This is a genomic window from Catenuloplanes niger, from assembly GCF_031458255.1.
Taxonomy (GTDB): Bacteria; Actinomycetota; Actinomycetes; order Mycobacteriales; family Micromonosporaceae; genus Catenuloplanes; species Catenuloplanes niger.
The window spans coordinates 710,506-722,929 of record NZ_JAVDYC010000001.1; the positions used below are offsets into that span (position 1 = coordinate 710,506).

7 protein-coding genes are annotated in these 12,424 nt (G+C 71.5%); 4 read left to right on the top strand and 3 right to left on the bottom strand.

What is annotated here, in order from left to right:
- The first annotated feature begins 63 nt into the window (after positions 1-63).
- Entirely contained in the window at positions 64-1,326 is a 1,263-nt protein-coding gene (gene aceA, locus J2S44_RS03130) for an isocitrate lyase (protein ID WP_310408861.1), read from the top strand.
- Complete coding sequence (gene aceB, locus J2S44_RS03135) at positions 1,323-2,909, top strand: malate synthase A (RefSeq protein WP_310408863.1); 1,587 nt, start codon at positions 1,323-1,325, stop codon at positions 2,907-2,909. The genes aceA and aceB overlap by 4 nt, the downstream gene beginning before the upstream one ends.
- On the opposite strand, the gene J2S44_RS03140 is transcribed toward aceB, so the two are convergent.
- From J2S44_RS03140 to J2S44_RS03150, 3 genes are all read right to left on the bottom strand, one after another.
- The gene (locus tag J2S44_RS03140) at positions 2,824-3,294 is read right to left on the bottom strand and encodes a hemerythrin domain-containing protein (RefSeq protein WP_310408864.1); all 471 of its coding nucleotides are present in this window, start codon (positions 3,292-3,294) and stop codon (positions 2,824-2,826) included. The two genes, aceB and J2S44_RS03140, sit on opposite strands and share 86 nt — an antisense overlap.
- Positions 3,295-3,463: 169 nt before the next feature.
- Positions 3,464-4,123, bottom strand: coding sequence for a ThuA domain-containing protein (locus J2S44_RS03145; RefSeq protein ID WP_310408865.1), 660 nt, complete (start codon positions 4,121-4,123; stop codon positions 3,464-3,466).
- Between the two features lie 154 nt (positions 4,124-4,277).
- On the bottom strand, positions 4,278-7,514 hold the full coding sequence (locus J2S44_RS03150; RefSeq protein ID WP_310408866.1) for a S8 family serine peptidase: 3,237 nt from the start codon (positions 7,512-7,514) through the stop codon (positions 4,278-4,280).
- 239 nt (positions 7,515-7,753) lie between these two features.
- Here J2S44_RS03150 and J2S44_RS03155 point away from each other — a divergent pair, with 239 nt between their 5' ends.
- Together J2S44_RS03155 and J2S44_RS03160 are read left to right on the top strand one after the other, a co-directional pair.
- On the top strand, positions 7,754-8,377 hold the full coding sequence (locus J2S44_RS03155) for a TetR/AcrR family transcriptional regulator (RefSeq protein ID WP_310408868.1): 624 nt from the start codon (positions 7,754-7,756) through the stop codon (positions 8,375-8,377).
- A 35-nt stretch (positions 8,378-8,412) separates the two neighbouring features.
- Positions 8,413-10,893: an MMPL family transporter gene (locus J2S44_RS03160; RefSeq protein WP_310408869.1), complete on the top strand. Its 2,481-nt coding sequence runs from the start codon at positions 8,413-8,415 to the stop codon at positions 10,891-10,893.
- The last annotated feature ends 1,531 nt before the right edge of the window (positions 10,894-12,424 follow it).

Sequence of the window (12,424 nt, forward strand, 5' to 3'; positions counted from 1 at the left end):
CCTCGACGCCCTTTCCGCCCCCGTGTGACCGTGGGTTTCCAGCCACGGACGAAGGAGTGGGCGATGACGGCGGACGAACTGCGGCGCGAATGGGACACCGACCCGCGATGGAACGGCATCGCACGCTCGTACACCCCCGAGGACGTCATCCGGCTGCGCGGCGTCGTGCGGGAGGAACACACCCTCGCCCGGCGCGGCGCGCAGCGGCTCTGGCAGCTGCTGCACGACGAGGACTACGTGCCCGCGCTCGGCGCGCTGACCGGCAACCAGGCCGTGCAGATGGTCCGCGCCGGGCTGAAGGCGATCTACCTGTCCGGCTGGCAGGTCGCGGCGGACGCCAACCTCGCCGGCCACACCTACCCCGACCAGAGCCTCTACCCGGCCAACTCGGTGCCCGCGGTGGTCCGCCGGATCAACAACGCGCTGCTGCGGGCCGGGCAGATCGCCACCGCGGAGGGCGGCGACGGCGTCGACTGGCTCGCCCCTATCGTGGCGGACGCGGAGGCCGGCTTCGGTGGCGTGCTCAACGCGTACGAGCTGATGAACGCCCTGATCGTGGCAGGCGCCGCCGGCGTGCACTGGGAGGACCAGCTCGCCGCCGAGAAGAAGTGCGGGCATCTGGGCGGCAAGGTCCTGGTCCCGACCGGTCAGCACGTGCGGACGCTGGAGGCGGCCCGGCTCGCCGCGGACGTCGCCGGTGTGCCGTCCCTGATCATCGCGCGGACCGACGCCCAGGCCGCCACGCTGCTGACCACGGACGTGGACGAGCGGGACGCGCCGTTCGTCACCGGCGACCGTACCGCCGAAGGGTTTTACCGGTTCCGCAACGGCATCGACGCGTGCGTCGCCCGGGGCCTCGCCTACGCACCGCACGCGGATCTGCTGTGGATGGAGACCAGCACGCCGGACCTGGAGGTCGCCCGGCGGTTCGCCACCGCGATCAAGGAGCGGTACCCGGACCAGCTGCTGGCCTACAACTGCTCGCCGTCGTTCAACTGGCGCCGGCACCTGGACGAGACCACGATCGCGAAGTTCCAGCGGGAACTCGGCCACATGGGCTACCGGTTCCAGTTCATCACGCTGGCCGGCTTCCACGCGCTCAACTACTCGATGTTCGACCTCGCGCACGGGTACGCCAGCGACGGCATGCCCGCGTACGTGCGGCTGCAGGAGCGCGAGTTCGCCGCGGAGGCGCGCGGCTACACCGCGGTCAAGCACCAGCGGGAGGTCGGCACCGGCTACTTCGACCTGATCAGCACCGTGCTCAACCCGGCCGCGGAGACCACCGCGCTGCACGGCTCGACCGAGGCGGAGCAGTTCGCATGAGATACCGGATCAAGGGCGGCCTGACCGGGCGCTACGACGAGGTGCTCACGCCCGCGGCGCTGGACTTCCTGGTCGCGCTGGACGGCCGGTTCGCCGGCCGCCGGACCGTGCTGCTGAACGCGCGCCGGGTGCGCCGCACCCGCTGGGCCCGCGGTCAGGTGCCCGGCTTCCGGCCGGAGACCGCGCACATCCGGGCCGGCGCGTGGCGGGTGGCGCCGGCGGCACCCGGGCTGCGCGACCGGCGGGTCGAGATCACCGGCCCGCCGGAGCCGAGGATGGCGGTGAACGCGCTCAACTCCGGCGCGAACGTGTGGATGGCCGACTTCGAGGACGCCACGTCCCCGACCTGGGACAACCTGATCTCCGGGCAGCTGACGCTGATCGACGCGAGGGACCGCCGCCTCGACTTCACCGACGCGCGCGGCAAGCGGTACGCGCTCGGCGACCGCACCGCGACGACCGTGGTGCGGCCGCGCGGCTGGCATCTCGCGGAGAAGCACGTGGTGGTCGACGGGCGGCCGATCTCGGCGAGCCTGTTCGACTTCGGGCTCGCGCTGTTCCACGGCAGCCACTACTTCTACCTGCCGAAACTCGAGGACCACCACGAGGCACGGCTGTGGAACGACGTGTTCCGCTTCGCCCAGCGCCGCCTCGGGCTGCCCGCCGGGACGATCCGGGCCACCGTGCTCATCGAGACGATCACCGCGGCGTTCGAGATGGACGAGATCCTGTACGAGCTGCGCGAGCACGCGGCCGGGCTGAACGCGGGCCGGTGGGACTACATCTTCAGCGTCATCAAGAACTTCGGGCAGCGACAGGAGTTCGTGCTCCCGGACCGGTCCGCGGTCACCATGACGGTGCCGTTCATGCGCGCCTACACGGAACTGCTGGTGCGCACCTGCCACCGGCGCGGCGCGTACGCGATCGGCGGCATGTCCGCGTTCATCCCCAGCCCGGCCGTGCCCGACGCGCTCGACCGGGTCCGCGCGGACAAACAGCGCGAGGCCGGCGACGGCTTCGACGGCTCCTGGGTCGCGCACCCCGGCCTGGTCGACGTGTGCCGTGCCGCGTTCGGCGACCGGGTGAACCAGCTCGACCGCGCCCGGGACGACGTGGACGTCACCGAGGCGGACCTGCTCGCCGTCGACAAGACACCCGGCCGGGTCACCGCGGCCGGCCTGCGCGCGAACGTGTCCGTGGCGCTGCGCTACCTCGACGCGTGGCTCGGCGGCACCGGCGCGGTGGCGCTGTCGCACCTGATGGAGGACGCCGCGACCGCGGAGATCGCCCGCTGCCAGGTGTGGCAGTGGCTGCACCACCGCACACCACTGGCGGACGGCGGCACGGTCACCCCCGGACTGGTCGAGTCGATCCTCGCGGAGGAACTGACGTCGCTGTCCGCCGACCGGGCGCGGGCGGCCGCGGACGTGTTCCGGCACGCCGCGCTCGGCGAGCACCTGCCGGAGTTCCTCACCACCTACGCGTACGCCCACCACCTCACAGCGGACCCAGCACCGACCGCGGGGCGGCGTCCAGCGCCAGCGTCTCCAGGACCGTCAGCAGCTGCCGTTCCTCGAACCTGAAGTGCGACTCCATGATCGCGGCCACGCCCTCCAGGTGCCGGTCCAGTTCCGCGGGCGGGGCGGCCCGGTCCACGGCGGCCTGGAGCCCGCCCAGCAGGTAGGCGATCATGGAGTGGTCCTGTTTCAGGGCCCGCAGCGTGTCGCGCAGCCCCGGGTGCCGCTCCGCGATCGCCGGGAACAGCAGGCGGTCCTCACCCTCGTGGTGGGCCGTCAGCGCGGCGCAGAACCCGTGGCAGAACAGCAGCAGGTCCCGGGTGGCCGGCTCGGCGGGCTCGCCGGCGGCCACGGCCTGCCGGGTGACGGCCAGTGCGTCGCGCAGGCGCTCGTGAACGCCGCGCAACTCCCGGCTCCAGGCGATCAGCCTGGCGTGCTCGCCCTCACCCACGGGTGACGGGCGAAGGGACGACGATCATCATCGTCGTGCTCCCCTCGATCCGGCGCCTCCATGCCTGGCACGGTCTGCCACCGGCACGCGACGCTGCGCCCGATCCTACGCCGGCACGGTTCCCGCCGCCGCCCCGGAGCCCCGGAACGGGCGAGCCGCGCGGCCGGTGTCAGGCGGCGCGGCCGGTGGCGTAGCGGATGCCGCCGAGCAGGTGGGCGAGCATGGCGGGCTCGGTGTAGGAGGCGTCGGTGTGGCCGAGCGCGGTGTAGAAGGACCGGCCGCCCAGCGAGTCGTGGCACCAGGCGAGCGGGTGGTCCGCGCCCATCTTGCCGCCGGTGTAGGACGTCTCGTCGGCGCGCAGCAGCACGTGCACGGCGTCACGCGGGTTGGTGCGGAAGTCGTACCACTCGTCGGTCCGCGACCACGTCTCCGGCAGGTGCGCGGTGGCCGGGTGGGTGCGGTCCTCGACCAGGACACGGGCCGGCTGCACCTCGGGGTGGGTGTCGAACCGGGCGCCGACCAGCGTGCCGAAGAACGGCCAGTCGTACTCGGTGGTGGCGGCCGCGTGGATGCCGACGACACCACCGCCGCCGCGCACGTAGCCCTCCAGGGCGTCACGCGCGGCGGGGTCGTCGGAGAGGCTGCCGCTGGTGCTGAGGAACGTGACGGCGGCGAACCCGGCCAGCTCGGCCGGGGTCAGCACCGCCGGGTCCTCGGTCGCCACGACCTCGAACCCGTGGTCGCGGCCGAGCGCGGTCAGCGCCGCCACCCCGGCCGGGATCGAGTCGTGCCGGAAGCCCGTCGTCCGGCTGTACACCAGGATTCGCACCCGGCCGAGCCTAGCGGGCGCTCCGGCCGGACGACGATCCGGCGGTGGAACACCAGACGCATCGAAGATCATGCCGCCACGCAGTCCGCACAAGACGGTCGGGCCCGTCACGGAGACAGATCCGTGACGGGCCCGACCACCGGAGGAAATCCCGTTACTGCACCGACGCCACGGCCACCACCGCGGTGCCGACGACCGCGCCCTGGTCCGTGACCACCTGCATCTCGCCGGTCAGCGAGCGGCCCGCCGGCGGCACGGTGGCCGCCGTGATGGTGCCGTTCACCGTCAGCGTCGCGCCGTTGGCCAGCGTCGTGAACGCCTGCGGCGCCGCGAGCGAGCCGAGCGCGGGCGAGTAGTACGCGTCCCGGTACTCGAACGTGGTCGTCCCGGCCGGGACCGCGTACCCGTCGATCTCCACCCGGTACGTGCCGGCCGGCGGGTTCGCCAGCGACACCGACTCCTCCGAGTCACCGTCCGCGCTGCGGGCGATGTACGAGGTGGAGCTGCCCAGGTAGAGGAACAGGTCGAGGTCCGCGATCGGGTCGCTGGTGCCGCCGATCGCCACGTCCAGGCGGGTGGTGCCGGCCGGGACCTCGATCGTGTACTCCAGCGTCTCGCCGTTCGCGATGGTCGGCCGGGTCTGCAGGACGCTGCCCAGCGCACCGCCCTGACCGCTCGCCTTGATCGGCCCGAACGCGTTCTTCGCGGTCCAGGTCAGCGGCGTGGCGACGCCGGCCTTGACCGAGGCGAGCTCGGTGAGCGCCGGCGTCAGCGTGACGCCCTGCGCCGCGGCCGTGATGGTGTACGGGTTCGACAGCATCGGCGACGTGCGCCGCGACTCGACCTCGATCTCCCAGATGCCCGGCGCCGGGTTCCGGTAGTCACGCTCGATGCCCTTGCACGGCGAGACCGGCTCGTAGTTCGGGTAGCAGTCGACCGTCGAGGTGGAGTCCCGCGGGATGCCGGACGGGTCGATCGCGATGAACCGGGTCTGCGAGCCGGCCGCGAGACCGGACAGGTTGACCTGCAGCGCACCGGCACCGGCCGGCACGTTGACGAAGTACGACCGGGTGTCGTTCCGGTCGACCTTGCCGGAGGCGGAGAACGAGTACGCCGGCTTCGGCAGCTCGGCCGCCGCGACGACGGTCGTCATCACCTCGTAGTCGACGACCGGGGTGGCCGGGTCGTCGACCTTCAGCAGCGCCGCGTGCGCGCCGGCCGACGGCTTCGCCGTGACCGACACCGTGATCGTCTTGTTCAGCGGCACGGAGACGAACGTCGGCGCGTTGAACGTGCCGTCGTTGCCGACCCAGCTGAGCTTGTGGGTGATCGCGCGGTCCGGGCCGGACGTACGGGTGATCTTGATCTGGTAGGTCTTGGCCTGGCCCGGCTTGTGCCCGCCCTCGGACGCCGCGCACCGGTTGTAGATGCCCGGTCCCTGGTGCGGCGTCGGCTCGTCGTCGATGCCGATCAGGCCGGACAGCGGCGTGCAGACCGGCGCCGTGGACGTGTAGGTCCGCGTCTCCAGGTCGGACCTCAGCAGCTTCCAGGCCGCCTGCACGTCGAACAGGCCGTAGCCCTGCTCGTACGCCGTGACGTCCTTGATGAAGCGGGCCGAGGTGTAGATGCCGCGGCGCAGCTGCGCCGGGGTGAGACCGCGGTCGTTCGCGCGGGCCGCGGAGAGCAGCAGCGCGGCCGCGCCGGCGGCCTGCGGGGACGCCATCGACGTACCGTTGAACATGGCGTAGCCCGGCGGCAGCGCGTATCCGGCCTGCGCACCCGGCTGACCCGGCTGCCAGGTCGGCACCGAGGAGATCGCGGAGCCCGGCGCCACGATGTTCGGCTTGAAGCCGCCGTCCTCACGCGGGCCGCGCGAGGAGTACGGGTGCATGCCGTACGCCGTGTTCACCACCGAGCCGTAGTTCGCCAGCCAGGTCTCCTTGCTGATGCTGGAGCCGACCGAGACCACGTCGGCCGCGGTCGACGGGTCGCCGAGCGTGTTCAGGCCGGGGCCGGAGTTGCCCGCGGAGATGAACATCTGCACGCCGTAGTCGTTGATCAGCCGGTTGTAGAGCATGGTCCACGCGTTGCGGCCGTCGTTCAGGCCGGAGAGGCCGCCGATCGACATGTTGATCACGTCGACCCGGCGGTTGACCACCATGTCGACCATGCCGTCGGTGAGCGCGGCGTAGGTGCAGCCACCACCCCAGTTGCAGGCCCGGCCGGAGACGACCTTCGCGCCCGGCGCCTGGCCGTCGAAGGCCTCGTTGCCGAACATGTTGCTGCCCGCGGCGATGCCGGCGACGTGCGTGCCGTGCGCGCTCTCCACGATGCCGACGTTCACCCAGTCGTAGCCCTGGTAGTCCTCGCGGTACTCCACGACGAACGGCATGTGCTCGGCGATCGCGGTGGCCGGGTTGTCCGTACCGAAGTGGCCGACCTGGAACTTCTCCTTGTACGGCCGCATCACGGTCTCGTCGGTGAAGCTGCGGTCGAGGTCCGTGTCGACCCGGACGTCGTGCGTCACCGGGTCGTAGAGCACGCCGAACGCGTCCGCGGTGTCGCCGTCGCGGTTGACGTCGCCGCCCGGCTCGCTACCGGCGGTGACCGACTCGCGGAACACGTTGATGTAGTGGTTCCCGGCCGGCAGCGTCCAGGTGACGCCGAGGTAGGCGACGCTCGGCCCGGCGACCGGCTGCACCATCGGGCGCCAGGTCGCGTCCTCCAGCGGGTCGGTCGCGGTGAACCAGTCGACGATCTTGCGCTCGCCGGTGGACGTGGTCTGCAGCGCCGGGTGGTCCAGGTCGACGCCGGAGTCCATCACGCCGATGGTGATGCCCCGCCCGTCGTACGCCGGGTTCTTCTTCTTGAAGTCCACCGACCCGGTGTCGTCGGTCGGCATGTACGGGTTCTTGGCCGGCGTGCCGGCGCCCGGGCCGGCCGCCGCCTTCGCGGCCGCCCCGGCGGAGAGCCCCTCGGCCGGGTCGGGAAGACGAAGCGTCCGGTCCAGGTCGAGCGCGTCGACGCTCGGCAGCTGCGCCGCGCGCACGACCGCGCCGGTGGGGACCTTGGCCAGCACGTAGCCGAGCTTGTCGACGCTGCGCGAGACGGTGGCGCCGAGCGCCCGCAGCTCACCGGCGACCGCGCCGGCCCGGCCGGTGTCGGTGGCGACCAGGACGGTCACCGTCGGCTTGCCGCTGGCCTCGGCCTCGGCGAGCAGCTTCGCGTCCTCGGCGCCGAGCGCCTCGGCCGGTGAGGCCTTGGGTATCTCGGTCTCTATCGGATCCGCGCTCGCCGGGCTCGCGCCCGGGAGCATGACGGCGCCGACCGCGAGGCCGGACGCCAGGAGTGTGGCGAGACTCCGCCGACCCCTGCTGGAGAGGTGACTCACGAAGGTCCTCCGTGAACGGGGCCCTGGGGTACAGGGCTCGACATGAATCTTCTAGTGGCTTGAAGATCCATATGTCAATGCGACCGCCGTCGTTTTCCGAAGTGGATTTCAACACCGATTCACATTTGCTTACGAATCGGTTTCCCGCCTGTTTCGCGCGTGAGCAGCGACAATGACCTGACAGGGGGTACGTCACATGAAGTTGCACCCAGTGCAACGGTGCACTTAGTGTAAGAACCGTGTTGCCCACCGACCGCCGAGCCGCGCTCAAGGCGCGTCACCGCCGCGCGATCATCGACGCGGCCACCGCGCTCATCTCGGAGAGCGGTGCGGCCCGGTTCAGCGTGGACCAGCTGGCCGCGCGGGCGGACGTCTCCCGGCGCACGGTCTTCAACCACTTCGCCTCGATCGACGACATCGTCACGACCGCGTGCACCGACGTGCTCGGCGTCGTGGTCGAGAACTTCCGCGCGGTCTTCAGCGCCAGCCCGATCGAGCCCGGCAACCGCGCGTCGATGTTCGCGGCCGTCACCGCCGCGCTGCGGGCCACCGACGTGCCGAGCGTCATCGCGTTCATCTGGCAGGCGCTCGGCGGGTTCGGCCCCGGCGACCCGCGACCACACCAGATCTTTCAGGCCACGTTCTCCCGTACCACCGACGAACTGGCTCGTGAACTGGCCGAACGCAACGCGGCCGAGGACTCGCTCGACGCGGAACTGCTGGTCAGCTCGCTCATGCACGGCGTCGAGGTGATCGCGCACCACTGGATCGCCGAGACCGGCGCCGCGACCGACGACGCCGCGCTCGCGCTCTGGGGCCGGCTCCTCGACCGGCTCATCGACAACATCCGCACCGGCTACTGACCGTACGATCGGAAAGCAAAGGGACCATGGCAGAGATGTTGTATCGCCTGGGACGCTTCAGCGCCCGGCGAGCGTGGGCAGTCCTGATCACCTGGCTGGTGATCCTGGGCCTGTCCGTCACCGCCTACTTCGTCGCGGGCGGCGCGCTGTCGTCGCAGGTGACCATCCCGGGCACGGAGACCGCGAAGGTCACCGACCAGCTCGCACAGCGGTTCCCGGTGGCCAGCGGCGGCACCGGCACGATCGTCTTCCACACCGCGGACGGCACGCCGTTCACCGCGGAACAGCAGGCCGCGCTCGGTGCGCTGCTGACCTCCACCGGTGAGCTGGACGGCGTCTCCGCCACCCGCGACCCGTTCGCCACCGCGCAGCAGATCGCCGCGCAGACGGAGCAGCTCACCGCGGGCCAGCAGCAGATCGACGCCGAGCGCGCCAAGCTCGACGCCGGCCAGGCGCAGCTGGACGCGGGCCGCCAGCAGCTGGAGTCCGCGAAGGCGCAGGCACCGCCGGCCGCCGCGGCCCAGTTCGCCGCGCAGGAGGCGCAGCTCGCCGAGCAGCAGGCCCAGCTGGACGCGGGCCGCACCCAGCTCGACGCGGAGGCCGCCAAGCTCGACGTCGGCCGCCAGCTGCTCGAGATGTCGTCCGGCATCCGCACCGTCTCCGAGGACAACACCACCGCGGTCGGCGCGGTCGTGTTCACCGAGGCGCAGATGGACGTCACGCCGGAGACCAAGGAGCGCGTGGTCGACCACGTCACCGACGGTGTCCCGGCCGGCGTCGAGGCGGACTTCTCCAACGAGATCACCCAGACCGTCCCGCAGGTCTTCGGCGTCGGCGAGGCGGTCGGCCTGGTGGTCGCCGCGATCACGCTGATCGTCATGCTCGGCACGCTGATCGCGGCCGCGCTGCCGCTGATCGGCGCGCTGGTCGGCGTGGGCGTCGGCGTCACCGTGTCGCTGGCCATGTCCGGCGTCATCGACATGCTCTCGATCACGCCGGTGCTCGGCGTGATGCTCGGCCTCGCGGTCGGCATCGACTACAGCCTGTTCATCCTCAACCGGCACCGCCGCCAGCTGCTGGCCGGCATGGACGTGCACGAGTCGATCGGCCTGGCCAACGGCACGTCCGGCAACGCGGTCGTGTTCGCCGGCTCGACCGTGCTCGTCGCGCTGCTCGCGCTGAACGTCACCGGCATCGGCTTCCTCGGCCTGATGGGCACGGTCGGCGCGATCTGCGTCGCGGTCGCGGTGATCATCGCGGTCACGCTCACCCCGGCGCTGCTCGGCCTGCTCGGCCTGCGCGTGCTGACCAGGAAGGCCCGCGCCACGATCGGGCAGCCGCACCACGACACCACCCCGACCGCGCCGATGGGCACCGGGCGCGCGGTCCTCACCGTGATCGCCACGCTGGCCGTGCTCGTCGTGGTCGCGATCCCGGCGCTGTCCATGCGGCTCGGGCTGCCGGACGGCTCGTCCGAGTCCGAGGACTCCACGCAATACCAGGCGTACACCATCACCGAGCGCGCGTTCGGCGCCGGCGTCAACGGCCCGCTGCTGGTCGTGGCGGAACTGCCGGCCCCGGTCGCGAACGAGGAGGCCGCCCGCCCCGAACAGGTCCGGATCGGCAACCTGCTGCTCGGCCACGCGGACGTCACCGCGGTCGCACCGATCGGCCTCTCCGACGACCGGCAGCTGCTCGCGTTCCAGGTCATCCCGGCCGAGGGCCCGAACAGCGTCTCCACCGGCCAGCTCGTCCGCGACCTGCGCGCGATGTCCCCGATCGAGGGCGACGTGACGCTCGGCGTGGCCGGCAGCGCCAGCGGCAACATCGACGTCTCCGAGCAGCTCTCCGACGCGCTCCCGCTCTACCTCGCGGTCGTCGTCGGCCTCTCGCTGATCATCCTGATCTTCGTGTTCCGCTCGATCCTGGTCCCGCTGACCGCCACCCTGGGCTTCGTCCTGTCGCTGTTCGCCACGTTCGGCGGCATCACCGCGATCTTCCAGTGGGGCTGGCTCGGCGCGATCTTCGACGTGCACGACCCGGGACCGATCCTGAGCTTCCTGCCCACGATCCTGATCGGCATCCTGTTCGGCCTCGCCATGGACTACCAACTGTTCCTGGTCTCCGGCATGCGCGAGGCCTACGCACACGGCGCCCCGGCCCGGCTCGCCGTCCGCCAGGGCGTACACGCCGGCCGCGTCGTCGTCACCGCCGCCGCGATCATCATGATCTCCGTCTTCGGCGGCTTCATCTTCAGCCACACCACGATGATCCGCTCGATCGGCTTCGGCCTCGCCTTCGGCGTCCTCGCCGACGCGTTCCTGGTCCGCATGCTGCTCATCCCGGCCGTCATGCACCTGCTCGGCCGGTCCGCCTGGTGGATCCCGCGCTGGCTCGACCGCCTCCTGCCCAACGTCGACGTCGAGGGCGCCGCCCTGGAACGCCGCCACCCCACCGCCCCGCACGAAACCCCGGAGAACACCGGCCACACCACGCCGGCCACCACCACCCCCTGACCCTTGTTCCCATTCCCGCTTCCGGCGGGCCCACCTTCCGCACGCTCCCGCGGGCACCGGTCGTCGCTGGCGCTCCTCCCTGCGGGATCCGAGGGTGGCTGAGCAAACCCCGGGGTGCCCGCCGCTTCCAGCGGCGGGCACCCCCCTTTCTCCACCCCACCACTCCCCACCCAGGCCCCCGCCGGCCCCCACCCCGCGCAGCACACACCCGCCACACCGCACCACACCCGCAACACGCCACACCGCATACCGGGCCGCGCGGGTCCACACAAGCCCGAGCAACCCGGCCCACGCGGCACGCGGCACGGCACGGCACGCGGCACGGCACGGCGCGGCACGCGGCACGGCACGGCGCGGCGCGGCGCGGCATGGCACCTCCCAGACCGGCTCTGCGCGCCCCGCCCGGCAGGCCCGGCACGTGTCCGGCACGACGCGGGATTCAGCACGACGCGAGGTCCGGCATGCCGCGGGTCCGGCACGCCGCGGGTCCGGCACGCCGCAGGGCGCGGGGCCGCAGGGCGCGGCCGGGCGCGGCGGGAACACGCGACGGAATGGCGGACGAAGTCGGCGTTCATCGCCGGACAGTTGGCCAGCGACGAGCAACGCATGGGTCTTATCGGAGGGAACTTTCAGGGCCCAGTCGCTGAACGCCACCCACGTCGATCCAGGCGCAGCGCAGCACGGCCGAATGTCGAAATACCGTTATAGCCCGGGCATCGGAGGACGGGAGTCCCGTGTCCCCGCGGTGATCCGAGCACGCCTCGAGCAGCAACCGGCAACGACATGACAACAGCCCTCGCGAACAGCGAAATACGTTCTACCCGAAATATCACGAGATAGCCTCATGCCACGATATTGCTGCACGGCGATCGCCGCCTGACCGCAGAACGCCACCGCCCCGCACCCTGAGTGATCAATCAGGTGAGCAAAAAGGTGATCGACTGCGATATTTGACCTACCTTTTGCCCACCTGATTGATCACTCAGGCGCCGAAGCCGCGGTCCCGAAATCGACTGAGGCGGCGAGAGAGCACGCCTGGACGCTTTATACCGAAATTTCGGGCACGAAGTGCCCGAGTCCGCCACAGGTCGGCGAGCCAGCACCGAGCGCCTCGCCGAAGCCGGCGCCCAGCAGCGCGAGCCAAGGCCGCCCTGCGGGCAGACGACGCAACGCGAGCCAAGGTCATCCAGCGCACAGACAACGCAACGCAAGCCAAGGCCATCCAACGCACAGACAACGCGACGCGGGCCAAGGCCATCCAGGGCGCAGGCAACGCAACGCGGGCCAAGGTCGTCCTGCGGGCAGGCGGCGCAGAGCGGCGCGGCCACGGTCGTCCGGCAGACAATGCACCGCTGCGCGGCCGAGTTGGTTCGGCGAGACACCACGCCGAATCGGCGGCTTATCACGAAATTTCGGGCATGAGCTGCTGAGTTTCGACCGGCCTGCACGCCACGCCGCCATGCGGTCACAGGGCGGCGGGTGCAGTGGGACACGAACGGCGGCGGACCCGTATCGAGATTCGGTCACGGGC